At 59.9% G+C, this 17,322-nt stretch carries 14 protein-coding genes; 7 read left to right on the top strand and 7 right to left on the bottom strand.

The features are described from left to right. Positions 1–13 precede the first annotated feature (13 nt). Together JFT44_RS07090 and gpmI are read right to left on the bottom strand one after the other, a co-directional pair. A complete protein-coding gene (locus tag JFT44_RS07090) occupies positions 14–1,300 on the bottom strand; it encodes a murein hydrolase activator EnvC (RefSeq protein ID WP_057958037.1) in 1,287 nt (428 codons plus the stop codon). A 257-nt stretch (positions 1,301–1,557) separates the two neighbouring features. Beyond that, on the bottom strand, positions 1,558–3,084 hold the full coding sequence (gpmI, locus tag JFT44_RS07085) for a 2,3-bisphosphoglycerate-independent phosphoglycerate mutase (RefSeq protein WP_169989250.1): 1,527 nt from the start codon (positions 3,082–3,084) through the stop codon (positions 1,558–1,560). A 151-nt stretch (positions 3,085–3,235) separates the two neighbouring features. On the opposite strand from gpmI, the gene JFT44_RS07080 reads away from it, so the two are divergent. The 3 genes from JFT44_RS07080 to secB are packed head-to-tail and all read left to right on the top strand — an operon-like array spanning position 3,236 to position 4,435. Further along, positions 3,236–3,649 (top strand): rhodanese-like domain-containing protein, encoded by a 414-nt coding sequence (locus JFT44_RS07080; protein WP_029295907.1) that lies wholly within the window; start codon positions 3,236–3,238, stop codon positions 3,647–3,649. A 1-nt stretch (position 3,650) separates the two neighbouring features. Beyond that, positions 3,651–3,905: a glutaredoxin 3 gene (grxC, locus tag JFT44_RS07075; RefSeq protein WP_115127178.1), complete on the top strand. Its 255-nt coding sequence runs from the start codon at positions 3,651–3,653 to the stop codon at positions 3,903–3,905. A gap of 44 nt (positions 3,906–3,949) precedes the next feature. Next, positions 3,950–4,435, top strand: coding sequence for a protein-export chaperone SecB (gene secB / locus JFT44_RS07070; protein WP_057437139.1), 486 nt, complete (start codon positions 3,950–3,952; stop codon positions 4,433–4,435). A 157-nt stretch (positions 4,436–4,592) separates the two neighbouring features. Here the strand turns inward: secB and JFT44_RS07065 are convergent, their stop codons facing one another. Continuing rightward, a complete protein-coding gene (locus JFT44_RS07065) occupies positions 4,593–5,048 on the bottom strand; it encodes a tRNA (cytidine(34)-2'-O)-methyltransferase (RefSeq protein ID WP_057437141.1) in 456 nt (151 codons plus the stop codon). Here JFT44_RS07065 and JFT44_RS07060 point away from each other — a divergent pair. Next, positions 5,047–5,487 carry a hypothetical protein gene (locus JFT44_RS07060; protein WP_057958040.1) on the top strand — a complete coding sequence of 147 codons (441 nt, stop codon included), beginning with the start codon at positions 5,047–5,049 and terminating at the stop codon, positions 5,485–5,487. The two genes, JFT44_RS07065 and JFT44_RS07060, sit on opposite strands and share 2 nt — an antisense overlap. Before the next feature lie 426 nt (positions 5,488–5,913). Here the strand turns inward: JFT44_RS07060 and ntrC are convergent, their stop codons facing one another. The 3 genes from ntrC to glnA all read right to left on the bottom strand — a co-directional run bounded on the left by ntrC (position 5,914) and on the right by glnA (position 10,240). Beyond that, a complete protein-coding gene (ntrC, locus tag JFT44_RS07055; RefSeq protein ID WP_057444610.1) occupies positions 5,914–7,350 on the bottom strand; it encodes a nitrogen regulation protein NR(I) in 1,437 nt (478 codons plus the stop codon). Continuing rightward, the gene (gene glnL / locus JFT44_RS07050; protein ID WP_057437145.1) at positions 7,347–8,432 is read right to left on the bottom strand and encodes a nitrogen regulation protein NR(II); all 1,086 of its coding nucleotides are present in this window, start codon (positions 8,430–8,432) and stop codon (positions 7,347–7,349) included. The genes ntrC and glnL overlap by 4 nt, the downstream gene beginning before the upstream one ends. A gap of 401 nt (positions 8,433–8,833) precedes the next feature. Continuing rightward, positions 8,834–10,240 (bottom strand): glutamate--ammonia ligase, encoded by a 1,407-nt coding sequence (gene glnA / locus JFT44_RS07045; protein WP_057958042.1) that lies wholly within the window; start codon positions 10,238–10,240, stop codon positions 8,834–8,836. 333 nt (positions 10,241–10,573) lie between these two features. Here glnA and thiI point away from each other — a divergent pair, with 333 nt between their 5' ends. Both thiI and typA read left to right on the top strand, forming a co-directional pair. Then, positions 10,574–12,028 carry a tRNA uracil 4-sulfurtransferase ThiI gene (gene thiI / locus JFT44_RS07040; protein WP_057437149.1) on the top strand — a complete coding sequence of 485 codons (1,455 nt, stop codon included), beginning with the start codon at positions 10,574–10,576 and terminating at the stop codon, positions 12,026–12,028. Positions 12,029–12,167: 139 nt separating this feature from the next. Continuing rightward, on the top strand, positions 12,168–13,988 hold the full coding sequence (typA, locus tag JFT44_RS07035; protein WP_024072901.1) for a translational GTPase TypA: 1,821 nt from the start codon (positions 12,168–12,170) through the stop codon (positions 13,986–13,988). A gap of 206 nt (positions 13,989–14,194) precedes the next feature. On the opposite strand, the gene JFT44_RS07030 is transcribed toward typA, so the two are convergent. Beyond that, complete coding sequence (locus JFT44_RS07030) at positions 14,195–14,629, bottom strand: YkgJ family cysteine cluster protein (protein ID WP_032862271.1); 435 nt, start codon at positions 14,627–14,629, stop codon at positions 14,195–14,197. A 240-nt stretch (positions 14,630–14,869) separates the two neighbouring features. Between JFT44_RS07030 and JFT44_RS07025 the strand changes: the two genes are divergently transcribed. Further along, positions 14,870–17,320: a glycogen/starch/alpha-glucan phosphorylase gene (locus tag JFT44_RS07025; protein ID WP_115127180.1), complete on the top strand. Its 2,451-nt coding sequence runs from the start codon at positions 14,870–14,872 to the stop codon at positions 17,318–17,320. Positions 17,321–17,322 lie beyond the last annotated feature (2 nt).

Below are 17,322 nucleotides of genomic sequence, written 5' to 3'. Positions count from 1 at the left end.
ATGTAGGTGCGGCCTATCCTTGGGCGCGACACCATTGTGCAGGGTCGCTCGGGCGGCCCTGCTGACGAATAGCAAAGTACAGCGCCGGGGTGTCCTGGCCACCACTGTTACCGACAGTGGAGATGGATTCACCGGCTTTTACAACATCACCTGCGGCCTTGAGTAACGTTTGATTGTGGCCGTACAGGCTCAAATAGCCATTGCCGTGGTCAAGAATCACCAGCAACCCGGCGCCGCGCAACCAATCGGCGAACACCACGCGCCCGCCGTGGACGGCGTGCACCTGGCTGCCCGCAGAGGCGCTGATCATCACGCCATCCCACTTGGTACGGGTGTCATCGCCACGGGTTTCACCAAAGCGTGCCAGTAGTCGACCATCAACTGGCCATGGAAGTTTGCCTCGGGCAGTAGCAAAAGGCCCGCCAAACGATTCGCCGGCCCTGGAAACCAGCGGCCCGGGTGCTGCACGCGCCGGTTTACGCGGGGCGTCGCTGGCGAGCGCCTCGGCTTCACGCTGGCGCTTTTTTTCTGCTTCCTGCTGGGCCATCAGCGCTTTCTGCCGCGCTTCTTCGGCCTCGCGGGCCTGGCGTGCCAGGGTTTCCTCGATGGTTTTGAGTACTTTGGCCAGGTCGGCCTGGTCCTGCTGACGCGCCTGCAACTTGGCATCACGGGCTTTTACGTCGTTGTTGAGCTTGGCCAGGGCCTGCTGGCGCTCCTTGCGCACTTTGTCCAGTTCGTCGCGCTGGGTGTCCAGGCTGCTCTTCTGGGCCAGCAGTTGGCTTTGCTGGTCAGCGATTTCCTGCTCGACGTTGGCCAACTGGCGCAGGGTCTCGTTGAAACTCTTGAGTTGCTCCAGGCGCGCGGTGCTCAGGTAATCGTAGTAGGTCAGGGTGCGGGCGAATTTTTCCGGGTTCTGCTGGTTGAGCAGCAGCTTGAGGTATTCCTGGCGGCCGTTCTGGTAGGCGGCACGGGCCTGGATCGCGATCAGGCGTTGCTGTTCAACGCGCGCGCTCTGGAGTTTTTTTTTCTCACCGTCGAGTCGCTCCAGTTCCGACTCGCTCTTCTTTAATTCTTTTTGCAGCTCCTGGACCTGCTTCTCCAGCTTGCCCATTTCGGTTTCCGTGCCGCGCAGGTCTTTCTGCACCCCGGATTTTTCTTCCTGGAGCTTGCCGAGCAGCTTTTTCAGCTCGGTAATGTCCTGACGCGTAGCGTCCAACTGTTGTTGGGTTTGCGCACGTTCGTCGGCCAAGGCCGGTTGGAGCACGCAGACAAGAGCAAGGGTAATCAAGGCGCGAAGCATAGAGGCGGGCGACACCAGGGAAAGGGACGGCCTAGTATGCCCGCCCCACGCTGCAAAAAAAACGCCCAATTCAGGCTGGCGGGCAAGTTAGGTGCCGAGTGGCGGGGGTGTGGCTAAAAGCCACCTTCAAAAACGCCACTTACCCATGTGGGAGCGGGCTTGCCCGCGATTGCGCTGTGTCGGCCATAGCAATGTCGACCGATCCGTCGCTATCGCGGGCAAGCCCGCTCCCACATTGTTTGGTGGTGGTTTTAAAATCAGACCAGAATCGAGGTGCCGGTCATCTCGGCAGGTTTCTCCAGGCCCATCAGCATGAGCATGGTCGGTGCCACGTCCGCCAGCACGCCGCCTTCGCGCACCTTGAAGTCGCGTTTGCCGACATAAATGAATGGCACTGGCTCGGTGGTGTGGGCTGTGTGGGCCTGGCCGGTGGATTCGTCGGACATCTGCTCGCAGTTGCCGTGGTCAGCGGTGATCAGCGCTTCGCCGCCGACCTTCTCCAGGGCCTCGACGATCCGGCCTACGCACAGGTCCAGGCATTCCACGGCCTTGATTGCTGCTTGCAGGTTGCCGCTGTGGCCGACCATGTCGCCGTTGGCGTAGTTGACCACGATCACGTCATAACGCTGGTGTTCAATGGCGTCGACAATTTTATCGGTAACTTGCGGCGCGCTCATTTCCGGCTGCAGGTCGTAGGTGGCGACTTTCGGCGACGGGATCAGGATGCGCTCTTCGCCGGGGAACGGTTCTTCGCGGCCACCGGAGAAAAAGAACGTGACGTGGGCGTATTTCTCGGTCTCAGCGATGCGCAGCTGGGTCTTGTCGTTCTTCGCCAGGTAATCACCCAGCACGTTTTCCAGACTGCCCGGGGCGAAGGCCGACGGGGCCGGGATGTTGGCGGCGTATTGGGTGAGCATCACGAATTCGACCTGCGGGCGGCGCGCGCGCTCGAAGTCTTTGAAACCCTCATCGACGAACACATGGCTCAACTCGCGGGCACGGTCGGCGCGGAAGTTCATGAACACCACGGCGTCGCCATCTTCGACCTTCACCGGCTCGCCGATGGTGGTGGCCTTGACGAACTCATCGCTCTCGCCACGGGCGTAGGCGGCTTCCAGGCCTTGCTGGGCGGTGGCAGCGTTGAATTCGGCGTTGCCGTCGACGATCAGGTTGTAGGCCTGGGACACGCGGTCCCAGCGGTTGTCGCGGTCCATGGCGAAGTAGCGGCCGACCAGGCTGGCGATACGGCCCTTGCCGAGGGCGGCGAAGGTCGCGTCCAGCAGTTCGATGGACGATTGCGCGCTTTTGGGCGGGGTATCGCGGCCATCGAGGAAGGCGTGCAGGTAGATCTTCTCGGCACCGCGCTTGAAGGCCAGTTCGGCCATGGCTACCAGATGATCCTGGTGGCTGTGTACGCCACCGTCGGACAGCAGGCCCATGAAGTGCACGGCCTTGCCGGCGGCAACGGCTTTATCCACCGCGGCGCAGATGGTCGGGTTCTCGAAGAACTCGCCATCGCGGATGGCTTTGGTCACACGGGTGAAGTCCTGATATACCACTCGTCCGGCGCCCAGGTTCATATGGCCGACTTCGGAGTTGCCCATCTGGCCGTCCGGCAGGCCGACGTCCATGCCCGATCCGGAGATCAGGCCATTGGGTACGCTGGCGCACAGGCGGTCCAGTACCGGCTTGTTCGCCGCGAATACGGCGTTGTCGTGGGGGTTTTCACTGTGACCGAAGCCATCGAGAATCATCAGGACCAAAGGTTTAGGCGTGGTAGTCATAGATCCTCTCGCGGCGTTATTAAAGGAAGGCGATTGAAAAGGGAGTGGCAGTTTAAAGCGAAGTTCCGATGCCGTCACCGCTTTACGGGGGTTGGCCCCCCATGGCGGCTGTGTATACTTACCGCCATTTTAACGCCCTGGAACCTCCTTGATGGTTGATCACCTGATTGCATTTGCTACCTCTCACTATCTGCTGGTCGGTGCCTTCGTCGTACTGCTGGCGCTGCTGATTGCTCATGAAGTGAGCCGTGGCGGCCGTAGCCTCAGCACCGCCGAGCTGACCGCGCTGGTCAACAAGGACCAGGCCGTTGTCGTCGACATCCGCCCGGCCAAGGACTTTGCCGCCGGTCATATCGTCGGCGCGCTGAATATTCCCCAGGACAAGCTGATCGCCCGCATCGCCGAGCTGGAAAAGCACAAGGCCAAGACCATTATCCTGGTCGACGCCCAAGGCCAGCACTCCGGTGGCCATGCCCGCGAAATGATGAAAAGCGGCTTCACCGCCGCCAAGCTGTCGGGTGGTATCTCCAGCTGGCGCGCCGATAACCTGCCGTTGGTGAAGTGATATGAGCCAGGTTGTCGTTTATTCCAGCGATTATTGCCCCTATTGCATGCGAGCCAAGCAGTTGCTCCAGAGCAAAAAGGTTGCCTTCGAAGAGATCAAGGTCGATGGCAAGCCTGCGGTGCGTGCCGAGATGGCCCAGAAGGCGGGGCGCACCTCTGTGCCGCAAATCTGGATCGGTACCCAGCATATCGGTGGATGCGACGACCTGTTCGCCCTGGAGCGCGCCGGTAAACTCGACGCGCTGCTTCACGTCTGACTCCAAAAACCTAAAAGACCCCAAGATCAAGAAGGATCTGCGAGATGACTGACCAACCGAACATCGAAGCGGCAGCAGAAGAGGCTCAAGGCCCACAATTTTCCCTGCAGCGTATCTACGTGCGTGACCTGTCGTTCGAAGCGCCGAAAAGCCCGGCGATCTTCCGTCAGGAATGGACCCCAAGCGTCGGCCTGGACCTGAACACCCGTCAGAAGCAGCTCGAAGGCGACTTCCACGAAGTGGTACTGACCCTGTCGGTCACCGTGAAGAACGGTGAAGAAGTGGCATTCATCGCTGAAGTCCAGCAGGCCGGTATCTTCCTGATCCAGGGCCTGGACGATGCGTCCATGAGCCACACCCTGGGCGCGTTCTGCCCGAACATCCTGTTCCCGTATGCCCGCGAGACCCTGGACAGCCTGGTCACCCGTGGCTCGTTCCCGGCCCTGATGCTGGCCCCGGTGAACTTCGATGCCCTGTATGCGCAAGAGCTGCAGCGCATGCAACAGGAAGGCGCACCGACGGTTCAGTAAGCTGAACCCGACGCTGCTCTAAATGTGGGAGCGGGCGTGTGTGGGAGCTGGCTTGCCAGCGATAGCATCACCTCTGTGTCACTGACACACCGAGGTGCCTGCATCGCGGGCAAGCCCGGCTCCCACACACGCCCGCTCCCACATTTGGTTTTGGGGGTTATTTGAACCCGAGCTGGCGCCAGCCTTCATAGACGGCGACGGCCACGGTGTTGGACAGGTTCAGGCTGCGGCAGCCTTCGCGCATCGGCAGGCGCAGGCGCTGGCCGTCGGGCAGGGCGTCGAGTACGTCTGCCGGCAGGCCACGGCTCTCTGGGCCGAACAGGAAGGCGTCCCCTTCGGCAAAGCTGGCATCATGAAACGGCCGCGAGCCCTTGGTGGTGAACGCAAACAGGCGCGGCTGGCCCAGGCTCTCCAGGCAACTGGCGAGGTCGGCGTGGCGCTGCAGGGTGGCGTACTCGTGATAGTCCAGGCCCGCGCGGCGCAGGCGCTTGTCGTCCATCTCGAAGCCCAGCGGCTCGATCAAATGCAGGTGGCAGCCACTGTTGGCGCACAGCCTGATAACGTTGCCGGTATTCGGCGGAATTTCTGGTTGAAAAAGGATGACGTGAAACATGCACGGCTCCGAAGATAAAGATGCAGCGCATTCTACCCCTGAAGACGACCCCAGGCCGAAGCTATTGCCTCGCGTCCTGGGCTCGCTGGCGATTGTCGGCCTGATGGTGGGTTTGATGATCGGTCGCCTGACCACCCCGGACCCGACTGCCTTGCTGCAGGTCGAGCCCGCCGCAGATGGCCTGGTGGTGTGGTTCAACAGCGAGCCGAAGCTGCATGGCGAGCATATCGACGGCACCGTGGCGCTGCTGTTCGACGCCCAGGGCCAGGCCCAGGCGGGGCAATTGAAGGTCAATGACAAGGATGTGAACTGGCGCGTGCGCAAGACCGATGCTGGCTTGCTGCTGAACCTGGTGGCGGCGCGGCCCCTGCGGGGGGAATGGTCGGGCAAGGCGGTCGATGACCGCTGGCGACTGGAGATCCATCTCCTGGAGCAATAAAAGAGGGAGTTCCCGGCCTGCCTGTACCAGGGCTCCCAAAACGGTTTGACGCTCGAATTAAAGAGGGGATTCTCGGCCTGCCTGTACCAAGGTCCCCGAAACTGGGTAGTACCAGGGTTATTGCAGGGGGCGTGCCAGAGTGGCGAGATTGTCTGAGAGTTTTCTTTTATAAAGCGCAAAGCCCCGGATTACGGGGCTTTGGTGTTTTCAGGGCTCAGGATTTATTTGAAAGTGGCCTGGGTTTTGTGCGCGATAGCGGTTCATGGTGCGTTGAAGCGGTGCACACCACACAAATGTGGGAGCAGGCTTGCCTGCGATGCGGGCACCTCGGCCTTTTAGATATACCGAGGTGATGCAATCGCAGGCAAGCCAGCTCCCACATAAGCCCTCACCACATTAGGTCATTCATGTGCTGGAGGGCTGTACTCAGGCCTCTTCGCCCTCATCATCATCCCCACCATCGACCTTCATCCCCAATTCCTTGATCTTGCGGGTCAAGGTATTGCGGCCCCAGCCCAGCAGCACTGCGGCATCACGACGCCGGCCGGCGGTGTGCTTGAGGGCGGTTTCGATCATGATCCGCTCAAAGGTCGGCACGGCGCTGTCCAGCAGGCTTGACTGGCCGCGGGCCAGGGCCTGGTCGGCCCATTGGCGCAGGGCCTGTTCCCAGTTGGTCACCGGTGCTGAATCCTGGGGCAGGCTCAACAGCTCCGGTGGCAGGTCGCTGATATGCACTTCGCGCCCGGACGCCATCACCGTGATCCAGCGGCAAGTGTTCTCCAGTTGGCGCACGTTGCCCGGCCATGGCAGGTTCTTCAGGTATTCCTCGGTCTCCGTCTTCAGCAGCTTGGGCTCCACCGCCAGCTCCTGGGCGGCGCGGCTGAGGAAGTGGCGGGCCAGGGTCGGGATATCTTCGCGGCGGTCCGACATGCGTGGGATATGGATGCGGATCACGTTCAGGCGGTGGAACAAGTCCTCGCGAAACTTGCCGGCGTGCACCAGGGTTTCCAGGTTCTGGTGGGTCGCGGCGATGATGCGCACGTCGACCTTGACCGGCGTATGGCCGCCGACACGATAGAACTCACCGTCGGCCAGTACCCGCAACAGCCGGGTCTGGGTGTCGGCCGGCATGTCGCCGATTTCATCGAGGAACAGCGTGCCGCCGTCCGCCTGTTCAAAACGCCCGCGACGCAGGTTGGCCGCGCCGGTAAACGCGCCTTTTTCGTGGCCGAACAGCTCGGACTCCATCAAGTCCTTGGGGATCGCCGCCATGTTCAGTGCGATGAACGGCGAGGCCGCCCGTGGGCTGTGACGGTGCAGGGCATGGGCCACCAGCTCTTTACCTGTCCCGGACTCACCGTTGATCAACACGGTGATGTTGGAGTGGCTCAGGCGCCCGATGGCGCGAAACACTTCCTGCATCGCCGGTGCTTCACCGATGATCTCCGGGGTGCGGGTCAGGGTCGGTACCACGGCCTGGCCTTGCTGTTCCTGGGCGTGCTGGTTGGCGCGCTTGACCAGCGCCACCGCCTCATCGACGTCGAACGGCTTGGGCAGGTACTCGAAGGCGCCGCCCTGGTAGGACGCGACAGCGCTGTCCAGATCCGAGTGCGCGGTCATGATGATCACCGGCAAACGCGGGTGCTGCTCGCGAATCCGCGCCAGCAAGTCCAGGCCACTGGCGCCGGGCATGCGGATATCGGAGATGATCACGTCGGGCTGCTGGCGTGCCAGGCGGCTCATCACTCCATCGGCGCTGTCGAAGCTCTGGGTGGTCATGCCTTCCTGTTGCAAGGCTTTCTCCAGGACCCAGCGGATGGAACGGTCGTCATCGACGATCCAGACAGTTTCACTACGGCTCATGTCGATGGGGCTCCTTGTTCCAGTGGCAGAAAGATCGAAAAGGTCGTGTGGCCGGGATGGCTTTCACATTCGATCAGGCCCTGGTGCTGGCTGATGATGTTCTGGGTAATGGCCAGGCCCAGCCCGGTACCGTCCGGGCGGCCGCTGACCATTGGGAAGAAAATGGTTTCCTGCAGTTCGGCCGGGATACCCGGGCCGTTGTCGATGATCTCGACCTTGGTTACCAGGCGATGGCGCACATGGCCGATGGTGAACTGGCGCAAGGCGCGGGTGCGCAGGCTGATGCGCCCCAGGCGCAACTCGTTCTGGCTGCTGATGGCTTGCATGGCGTTGCGCACGATATTGAGCACCGCCTGGATCATCTGCTCGCGGTCGATCAGGACATCGGGAATGCTCGGGTCATAGTCGCGCACCAGGGTGATGCAGCCCTGGCTTTCGGCCTCCACCAACTGGCAGACGCGCTCCAGCACCTCATGGATATTGGTCATCGCCAGCGACGGCAGCTTGTTGGAGCCGAGCATGCGGTCCACCAGGTTACGCAGGCGGTCGGCTTCTTCGATGATGACGTTGGTGTAGTCCTTGAGGTTCTCATCCGGCAGCTCGCGGGCCAGCAACTGTGCGGCGCCGCGAATCCCGCCCAACGGGTTCTTGATCTCATGGGCCAGGCCGCGCACCAGCATCTTGCTGGTTTCCTGCTTGGACAGCTGGGCTTCTTCCTTGGTGATGCGCAGCAGGCGATCCCGGGGATGCACTTCCAGCAGCAGCAAGGTGGCGCCGTGGCTCAGGATCGGCGTTACCGCGTAGTCGACGGTCAGGGTCTGGCCGGTGAGGGCCGTGAGCATCGCTTCACGCTTGGTAAACGGGTGGGCCTGCTCCACGGCCTGGCGCAAGGAACTCAAGGCCTCGGCGGACTCGGTGAACAGCTCGCTGATAAATTGCCCATGGCTGCGCTGACCGCTGATGGCCAGGAGCATCTCCGCCGCGGGGTTCATGTACTCAAGGCGCAGTTCGTCATTGAGCAGAATGGTCGCGGTGGTCAGGTTGTCGAGTAGCAAGCGGTGCAGTGCGTCGCTGATGGTCATTAGGACCTCTTTTGGAGCAAGGCGTGGGCTTGAGGCACACGCTGATACCAGGAAAATGCAAAAACCAAACCAAGGCTCCGAAAAGAAGCGTAAAAGCCCTGAAATGGGGGCTTTAGGCGCGAAACTATGGCGTTCGGCCAGCTCTCTCGGGAGATTTCGACCCAAAATGGGTTGATGGGTGGGCAAGGGTGCAACCTATCGCACCAATATAGTGCGAATTCCCACATTCTGTTCAGCGATCAAATATTTCCTGAAAAACCCCAGTCAAACTGTAGGAGCAGGCAAGCCAGCTCCTACAGTTCTGATGGGGTTTGCAAAGGTGGATAGTCATTGTTTCAGGCAAAAAAAAGACCTCCCGAAGGAGGTCTTTTTGTCACGCCACGTTAAGCAGCGCTACCGGATCAGCAGCTGTAGTACAGCTCGTATTCCAGTGGGTGTACGAAGGTGCGGACCTTGATTTCTTCTTCGCTTTTCAGGGCGATGTAGGCGTCGATAAAGTCGTCGCTGAACACGCCGCCTTTGGTCAGGAACGCACGGCCCTTATCCAGCTCTTCCAGGGCTTCTTTCAGGCTGCCGCACACTTGTGGGATCTCTTTGGCCTCTTCAGGCGGCAGGTCGTACAAGTTCTTGTCGGCGGCGTCGCCTGGGTGGATCTTGTTCTGGATGCCGTCCAGGCCAGCCATCAGCAGTGCAGCAAAGCCCAGGTACGGGTTGGCTGCTGGATCCGGGAAGCGTGCTTCGATACGGCGAGCGCGAGGGCTGGACACGTAAGGAATACGGATCGACGCGGAACGGTTGCGAGCCGAGTAGGCCAGCATTACCGGTGCTTCGAAACCTGGGACCAGACGCTTGTAGGAGTTGGTCGACGGGTTGGTGAAGCCATTCAGGGCCTTACCGTGCTTGATGATACCGCCGATGAAGTACAGGGCAGTGTCGGACAGGCCGGCATAACCTTCGCCAGCGAAGGTGTTCTTGCCATCTTTGGCGATGGACAGGTGAACGTGCATACCCGAACCGTTATCGCCGTACAGTGGCTTAGGCATGAAGGTAGCGGTACGGCCATAGGCAACGGCAGTGTTGTGTACGCAGTACTTCAGGGTCTGGACTTCGTCAGCCTTGGCCACCAGGGTGTTGAACTTCACACCGATTTCGTTCTGGCCGGCAGTGGCCACTTCGTGGTGGTGCACTTCGATGACCAGGCCCATGTCTTCCATGGCGTTGCACATGGAGGTACGGATTTCGTGGTCGTGGTCGAACGGCGGAACCGGGAAGTAACCACCTTTGATACCTGGACGGTGGCCATGGTTGCCGCCTTCCACGTCCTGGTCGGACATCCACGAACCTTGTTCGGAGTAGATCTTGAACATCGAGCCGGAGATGTCGGACTTGAACTTCACTTGGTCGAAGATGAAGAATTCTGGTTCCGGGCCCACGAATACGGTGTCACCGATACCGGTGGACTTCAGGTATTCCTCGGCACGCTTGGCGATCGCACGTGGGTCGCGGTCGTAGCCTTGCATGGTCGAAGGCTCGATCACGTCGCAGACGATGATCAGGGTCGGCTCTTCGGTGAACGGATCGAGTACGGCGGTGGAGTCGTCCGGCATCAGGATCATGTCGGAGGCTTCGATGCCTTTCCAGCCAGCAATGGAGGAGCCGTCGAACATTTTGCCTTCTTCGAAGAAGGCGTCATCCAGCGCATCGCGAGCCGGCATGGTCACGTGGTGCTGAGTGCCTTTGGTGTCCGTGAAGCGCAGATCAATCCATTTAACGTCATGATCTTTGATGAGTTGAACCGACTTCGACATAGTGTCCTCCGGGTGGCTTCGGGCTTGGGTAGTGGAGTAGCCCTTAGAATGTGGGTGATGCCGGCGCGGATAGTCCGCCATGGCAACCTGCCTCACAAGAGAGCAAATTGCATGCCAGTGCCCCGACATGGGTTTTTTGCCTCAAAATCGCCCCTATAAAGGTGCAAATCGAAAAAACGGCAAAAATTGCGCACTGCAATGTAGCGCAACTGCCTGTAAATGCACCTGTTTGGTGCGTGGTGTGCCGTTTGTATATTAACTGGTCAAACCTTGAGCGATTTCCGCTATAATCCGCGCCCCCCTTTTTCGGCTGGCCCTGCGCGCGCTGTTTCCATGAAATTAATCGTTAAAGTCTTCCCCGAAATCACCATCAAGAGCCGACCGGTACGGATGCGTTTCATCCGTCAATTGGCCAAGAATATCCGCGCCGTGCTCCGTGACCTGGACCCGGCTGTGGTGGTGAACGGTGTGTGGGACAATCTCGAGCTGGAAACCCGCATTACTGACGCCAAAGCCTTGAAAGACATGACCGAGCGCCTGAGCTGCATGCCGGGCATCGCGCACTTCCTGCAGGTCGACGAGTACCCGCTGGGCGATTTCGACGACATCACTGAAAAATGCAAACTGCACTTCGGCAACAGCCTTGAAGGCAAGATTTTTTCAGTGCGTTGCAAGCGTGCCGGCAAGCACCCGTTCAGCTCCATGGATGTCGAGAAATACGTCGGCAGCAAGCTGCGTCGCGAGTGCGGCGCCGCTGGAATTTCGCTTAAAGAGCCGCAAATCGAAGTGCGCATCGAAATTCGCGACCAACGGTTGTTTGTGATCCACAGCCAGCACAACAGCATCGGCGGCTATCCGCTGGGCGCGCTGGAGCAGACCCTGGTACTGATGTCCGGCGGTTTCGACTCCACCGTGGCGGCCTACCAGATCATGCGCCGCGGCCTGATGAGCCACTTCTGCTTCTTTAACCTGGGCGGGCGTGCACATGAATTGGGCGTGATGGAAGTCGCGCACTATATCTGGAAGAAGTACGGCAGCTCCCAGCGCGTGCTGTTTGTCAGCGTACCGTTCGAGGAAGTCCTGGGAGAAATTCTCGGAAAAGTCGATAACGGTCATATGGGCGTCGTATTGAAGCGTATGATGTTGCGCGCAGCGTCGAAAATCGCCGACCGCCTGCAAATCGAAGCGCTGGTTACCGGCGAGGCGATTTCCCAGGTCTCCAGCCAGACCCTGCCGAACCTGTCCGTGATCGACTGTGTGACCGACAAGCTGGTATTGCGCCCGCTGATCGCCAGCCACAAGCAAGACATCATCGACCTGGCCAACGAAATCGGCACCGCTGATTTCGCCAAGCACATGCCAGAGTACTGCGGGGTCATCTCGGTGAACCCCAAGACCCATGCCAAGCGCTACCGCGTGGAGCATGAAGAGAAAGAATTCGACATGGCGATTCTGGAGCGAGCGCTCGAGAACGCCAAACTGGTGCCGATTGATCGGGTAATCGATGAATTGGGCCAGGATGTGCAGATCGAAGAAGTCAGCGAAGCCCTGGCCGGCCAGATCGTCATCGACATCCGTCACCCGGATGCCGCTGAAGATGAGCCACTGGAAATCGCTGGCATCGACGTGCAAACGCTGCCGTTCTATGCACTGAACGCGCGTTTCAAGGAACTGGATAACAGCCGTCAGTACCTGCTGTATTGCGACAAAGGCGTGATGAGTCGCCTGCATGCCCACCATTTGCTCAGTGAGGGATATGCCAATGTGCGCGTTTATCGACCGAGCTAAGAGCCCGGGGCTGTTTGCCTGTGGCCTGCGTCACCGGCCCCCCGACTCTGCCGTCAAGCTGTAACGGCAAGGCCTGACTCTACTGTTAATCGCTGCCACGACCTGTCAGCACACCGAATCCTCTGATCGAGATACACAAGTGATCGAAAATCTACGTAACATCGCCATCATTGCCCACGTTGACCATGGTAAAACCACCCTGGTAGACAAACTCCTGCGTCAATCCGGCACCCTGGAGCGCAACGAGCTCAACGACGAGCGCGTGATGGACTCCAACGACCAGGAAAAAGAGCGCGGTATTACCATCCTGGCAAAAAACACCGCTATCAACTGGAACGGCTACCACATCAACATCGTGGACACCCCGGGCCACGCCGACTTCGGCGGCGAAGTAGAACGCGTAATGTCGATGGTTGACTCCGTTCTGCTGCTGGTTGATGCCCAAGACGGCCCTATGCCGCAAACCCGTTTCGTGACCAAGAAGGCTTTCGAAGCCGGCCTGCGTCCGATCGTGTGCATCAACAAGGTTGACCGTCCAGGCGCGCGTCCGGACTGGGTTCTGGACCAGATCTTCGACCTGTTCGACAACCTGGGTGCTACCGAAGAACAACTTGATTTCCAAGTGATCTACGCCTCTGCCCTGAACGGTATTGCCGGTCTGGAACACACCGCCATGGCGGAAGACATGACCCCGCTGTACCAGGCGATCGTTGACCACGTGCCACCTCCGAAGGTTGACCGTGACGGTCCGTTCCAGATGCAAATCTCGGCACTGGACTACAACAGCTTCCTGGGTGTTATCGGCGTTGGCCGTATCGCTCGTGGTAGCGTCAAGCCGAACACCCCGGTTGTGGCTATCGGCGCCGACGGCAAGAAGCGTAACGGTCGTATCCTGAAGCTGATGGGTCACCACGGTCTGCACCGTATCGACGTTGAAGAAGCTTTCGCCGGCGACATCGTGTGCGTAAGCGGTATGGACTCGCTGTTCATCTCCGACACCCTGTGCCAGCCGGACACTGTCGAGGCGATGAAGCCTCTGACCGTTGACGAGCCAACCGTTTCCATGACCTTCCAGGTAAACGACTCGCCTTTCTGCGGTAAAGAAGGCAAGTTCGTGACTTCCCGTAACATCAAGGAACGTCTGGACAAAGAGCTGCTGTACAACGTTGCACTGCGCGTTGAAGAAGGCGACTCGGCTGACAAGTTCAAGGTTTCCGGCCGTGGTGAGCTGCACCTCTCGGTACTGATCGAAACCATGCGTCGCGAAGGCTTCGAAATGGGCGTTGGTCGTCCTGAAGTGATCATCCGTACCGTTGACGGCGTGAAGCAGGAACCGTTCGAAAACGTCACCATCGACACCCCTGAAGAATCCCAGGGCAAGGTCATGGAAGAGATGGGCCTGCGTAAGGGCGACCTGACCAACATGGTGCCGGATGGCAAAGGCCGTGTGCGTCTGGAATACAACATCCCTGCTCGTGGTCTGATCGGTTTCCGTAACCAGTTCCTGACCCTGACCAACGGTGCTGGCATCCTGACCTCGATCTTCGATCGCTACGACACCATGAAGTCCGGCGACATGTCCGGCCGTCAGAACGGTGTTCTGGTATCGGTAGAAACCGGCAAGGCGCTGACCTACTCCCTGGAAACCCTCCAGGCGCGTGGCAAGCTGTTCGTTGAACACGGTCAAGAGATCTACAACGGCCAGATCGTTGGTCTGAACAGCCGTGACAACGACATGGGCGTCAACCCAACCAAAGGCAAGAAGCTCGACAACATGCGTGCTTCGGGTAAAGACGAAACCATCGCCCTGGTTCCACCTGTTCGCTTCACCCTGGAACAGGCTCTGGAATTCATCCAGGACGACGAGCTGTGCGAAGTAACGCCGAAGTCCATCCGTCTTCGTAAGAAGATCCTGGACGAAGGCGAGCGTACCCGCGCTGCCAAAAAGGCCAAGAACTGATACTTAGTTCCAGCTGAAAAAAAACGCCCCCGGTCGAAAGGCCGGGGGCGTTTTTTTATGCCTGCAGATTGTGTGGTGTCTGGCCTGTGATCGTTCCCACGCTCCGCGTGGGAATGCAGCCCTGAACGCTCTGCGTTTGCCCTTGGCAGCGGGGCGCAGAGCGCCCCAGGAGGCATTCCCACGCGGAGCGTGGGAACGATCATCGGTTAGAACTTGTCGAGCGTACGCAACTTGGTCTCGCGCACCACTTCCTTGGGCTTGTACGCGCAATACCCCGGCCGTGGCCCGATTTTCGGGTGATTGCGGCAGGTATCCGGGCGTTTGTCATAAATAGTGCAGAAGCGCGTCTTACGATCCAGGTACAGGCAATCGTTGTTGCTCATGCGCTGCAGAGTAAAGATCTCGGACTTGGAGTTGAACCGCTCGACGATGCCTTCCTTCTGCAAGCGCTTGGCGATGTTCTTCGGCGGGTCGCCACGCTCGAACTCGTCAACGATACCAATGCGGATCAAATCCTTGATCTTCACCTCAACCGGCAGGGTGCAGCAGTTGGATGTGCAGCCGCCGCACATGTGGCTGGAGTATTTCTGCCACGTTTCGAGACGGTCGAGTTCCGCGGCGGCGATCAGTTGAGGCTTCATCAGGTTTCCAAGAGGGGCTTTGTCCGGGCGCGCGATGATACCGGGATTGGTGATTTTTTGAACAATATTTTGCGGGTTTCGGCTCAAAGGCCGGTCCGACGCACAAACGGGCACGGCCCCTGCATCTAAAACCGGTATGCGTGAATGAGTGAAAAAACTGCCGAACCGTCAGCCATGCCATGGGTCAGACCGTCTAGGCTCTAGGATTTCCCTTCTTCTATCTCGCCCGAGGTTGCACCGATGTCTCAGGAACCGCTTGCACGAGAAGCAGAGGTAGCCGCGTTTCGCGATGCTGTCTTGACCAAACTCACTTATGCGGTGGGCAAGGACCCCGATCACGCCTTCGACCACGACTGGTTCGAAGCCATTGCCCTGGCGGCGCGCGACCATATGGTCGAGCACTGGATGGACCACACCCGGCGTATCTACCGCAGCGGGCAGAAGCGGGTGTATTACCTGTCCCTGGAGTTCCTGATCGGCCGTCTGCTGTTTGACAGCCTGAGCAACCTCGGCCTGTGGGAGGTGGCGCGCGAAGCTGTCGGCGAGTTGGGTGTGGACCTGGAGCGCATTCGCCTGCTGGAGCCCGATGCGGCCCTGGGCAACGGTGGCCTGGGGCGCCTGGCCGCGTGCTTTATGGAAAGCATGTCGACCCTGGGCATTGCCGGCCATGGTTATGGCATTCGCTACGAGCACGGGCTGTTTCGCCAGGCGATTGTCGATGGCTGGCAGCAGGAACAGACCGAGCGCTGGCTGGATTTCGGCAACCCCTGGGAGTTCGAGCGCGCCGAGGTGATCTACCCGATCGGTTTTGGCGGCAGTGTCGAGACCGTGCTGGATGCGTCCGGCAAGTCGATCCAGGTCTGGTCGCCCAATGAAACCGTGCGCGCGGTGGCCTACGACACCCCGGTGGTCGGCTGGCGCGGTGCCAGTGTGAACACCTTGCGCCTGTGGCGCGCGCGGGCCGTGGAAGACCTGCACCTGGAGCGTTTCAATGCCGGTGACCATTTGGGCGCCGTCGCCGAAGTGGCCCGTGCCGAAAGCATCTCCAGGGTGCTTTACCCGGCCGACAGCACCGAAGCGGGGCAGGAACTGCGCCTGCGCCAGGAATACTTCTTCGTCTCGGCCTCCCTGCAAGACCTGCTGCGGCGCCACAAAAACATGCACGGCTCGGTCCTGAGCCTGGGCGAGCACGCGGCCATCCAGCTCAACGACACCCACCCGTCCATCGCCGTGGCCGAGTTGATGCGCCAGTTGGTCGACTTGCACGATATTGCCTGGGAGGCGGCCTGGCAGGTCACGGTGGAGACGCTGTCCTACACCAACCACACCCTGCTCCCCGAAGCCCTGGAGACCTGGCCGGTGGGCCTGATGGAACGCATGCTGCCCCGGCACATGCAGATCATCTACCTGATCAACGCCCAGCACATTGATTCGCTGCGGGCCAAGGGCATCCACGATTTCGATGTGCTGCGCGCCGTCTCGCTGATCGAAGAGGACAACGGCCGGCGTGTGCGCATGGGCAACCTGGCGTTCCTCGGCTCCCATAGCGTCAACGGCGTGTCCGGGTTGCACACGCAGTTGATGCGCAGCACGGTGTTCTCCGAACTGCACAAGCTCTACCCCGAGCGTATCAACAACAAGACCAACGGCATTACCTTCCGCCGCTGGCTGTTTCAGGCCAACCCCAAGCTCACCGCGATGCTGGTGGAAGCCCTGGGCCCGGATATTCTCGACAATATGGAACAGCGCCTGGTGGAGCTGGAAACCTTTGCCGAGAAACAGGCATTTCGCAAAGCCTTTGCCGAGCAACGCCTGCACAGCAAGCGCGTGCTGGCCGATATCATCCATGAACGCCTGGGGATCGCGGTCAACCCGGCGGCGATGTTCGACGTCCAGGTCAAACGCATCCACGAGTACAAGCGCCAGTTGCTGAACCTGTTGCACACCGTCGCCCTGTACCAGGCGATTCGTGCCGAGCCCGAGGTGGACTGGGTGCCGCGGGTGAAGATCTTCGCCGGCAAGGCGGCGGCCAGCTATCACCAGGCCAAGCTGATCATCAAGTTGACCAACGACATCGCCCGTACGGTGAACAACGACCCGACCGTGCGCGGTTTGCTCAAGGTGGTGTTCCTGCCTAACTACAACGTCAGCCTCGCGGAAAACATCATCCCGGCCGCTGACCTGTCGGAGCAGATCTCCACCGCCGGCTTCGAGGCCTCGGGCACCAGCAATATGAAGTTCGGCCTCAATGGCGCACTGACCATCGGCACCATGGACGGCGCCAACGTGGAGATGCACGAGCGCATCGGCGGCGAGCATATGTTTATCTTCGGCCTGAGTGCCGAACAGGTGGAAGCGCGTAAACAGGCCGGTGAGTTCAGCGCCGCTCCCGAAATCGCCGCCTCCCATCGCCTGAACGATGTGCTGCAGGCGATTCGTGGCGGGGTGTTCTCGCCGGATGATCCGGGGCGCTATGTGGGGCTGATTGATTCGTTGATCGACTACGACCGCTTCCTGGTGTGCGCCGATTTTGATTCCTACTGGGACGCCCAGGCGCGGGTCGAAGCCCATTGGCATGACTCCAAGGAATGGTGGCGTTCGGCGGTGCTCAACACCGCGCGTACCGGGTGGTTCTCGTCGGACCGCACCATCCGGGAATATGCGACCGAGATCTGGAAAGCCCTGGACTAAAC

Origin of the sequence: Pseudomonas sp. MF5691, from assembly GCF_016405645.1 — a bacterium.
Taxonomy (GTDB): Bacteria; Pseudomonadota; Gammaproteobacteria; order Pseudomonadales; family Pseudomonadaceae; genus Aquipseudomonas; species Aquipseudomonas shahriarae.
This window is presented reverse-complemented; position numbering and strand designations above follow the sequence as displayed.

Bases quoted from the DNA above. Each gene is read 5' to 3' on its own strand.
- JFT44_RS07090 (WP_057958037.1), bottom strand. From the start codon at position 1,300: ATGCTTCGCGCCTTGATTACCCTTGCTCTTGTCTGCGTGCTCCAACCG.
- gpmI (WP_169989250.1), bottom strand. From the start codon at position 3,084: ATGACTACCACGCCTAAACCTTTGGTCCTGATGATTCTCGATGGCTTC.
- JFT44_RS07080 (WP_029295907.1), top strand. From the start codon at position 3,236: ATGGTTGATCACCTGATTGCATTTGCTACCTCTCACTATCTGCTGGTC.
- grxC (WP_115127178.1), top strand. From the start codon at position 3,651: ATGAGCCAGGTTGTCGTTTATTCCAGCGATTATTGCCCCTATTGCATG.
- secB (WP_057437139.1), top strand. From the start codon at position 3,950: ATGACTGACCAACCGAACATCGAAGCGGCAGCAGAAGAGGCTCAAGGC.
- JFT44_RS07060 (WP_057958040.1), top strand. From the start codon at position 5,047: ATGCACGGCTCCGAAGATAAAGATGCAGCGCATTCTACCCCTGAAGAC.
- JFT44_RS07065 (WP_057437141.1), bottom strand. From the start codon at position 5,048: ATGTTTCACGTCATCCTTTTTCAACCAGAAATTCCGCCGAATACCGGC.
- ntrC (WP_057444610.1), bottom strand. From the start codon at position 7,350: ATGAGCCGTAGTGAAACTGTCTGGATCGTCGATGACGACCGTTCCATC.
- glnL (WP_057437145.1), bottom strand. From the start codon at position 8,432: ATGACCATCAGCGACGCACTGCACCGCTTGCTACTCGACAACCTGACC.
- glnA (WP_057958042.1), bottom strand. From the start codon at position 10,240: ATGTCGAAGTCGGTTCAACTCATCAAAGATCATGACGTTAAATGGATT.
- thiI (WP_057437149.1), top strand. From the start codon at position 10,574: ATGAAATTAATCGTTAAAGTCTTCCCCGAAATCACCATCAAGAGCCGA.
- JFT44_RS07030 (WP_032862271.1), bottom strand. From the start codon at position 14,629: ATGAAGCCTCAACTGATCGCCGCCGCGGAACTCGACCGTCTCGAAACG.
- JFT44_RS07025 (WP_115127180.1), top strand. From the start codon at position 14,870: ATGTCTCAGGAACCGCTTGCACGAGAAGCAGAGGTAGCCGCGTTTCGC.